Annotated in this window: 1 protein-coding gene; it reads right to left on the bottom strand. The window is 65.0% G+C overall.

Translation table 11 applies throughout. From position 1 onward, the window contains the following. Nucleotides 1-132, bottom strand: a 132-nt coding sequence (locus FLQ44_RS22760; RefSeq protein ID WP_147696170.1) for a DUF1328 domain-containing protein, incomplete at its 3' end; no start/stop codon positions are given. Nucleotides 133-397 lie beyond the last annotated feature (265 nt).

Raw genomic sequence — 397 nt, 5'->3', positions numbered from 1 at the left:
CACCACGAACAGCACCAGGAACACCAGGAACAGGATCTTGGCAATACCGGCGGAGGCACCCGCGATGCCGCCGAAGCCGAGCACGGCAGCGATGAGGGCGATGATGAAGAAGACGACGGCGTAGTGAAGCATGGATGGACTCCTTGGAATGGGATGCGCCATTCGCGCACCCACTGCTCTCCACGCTTCGTGCCAAGCACGCTTTTCCTGCCAATTCATGCACTTGCAGGATAGCTCGGCGCAGGATCCCGGCAGACTTCGTGCACTCTGCGGGGCCGGTGATGCAAAACGCAGGTCCGGCGCGAAGCGCCTGTACCGCGCCGCGCGCTGGGCCGCCCCGCCCGCTCGCGCCTGTCGCGTCTAGACCATCGGCGCCAGCGGCAGCTCCAGCACAAAG

The sequence above is a fragment of the Vogesella mureinivorans genome (genome assembly GCF_007644035.1).
Classification (GTDB): Bacteria; Pseudomonadota; Gammaproteobacteria; order Burkholderiales; family Chromobacteriaceae; genus Vogesella; species Vogesella mureinivorans.
This window is presented reverse-complemented; position numbering and strand designations above follow the sequence as displayed.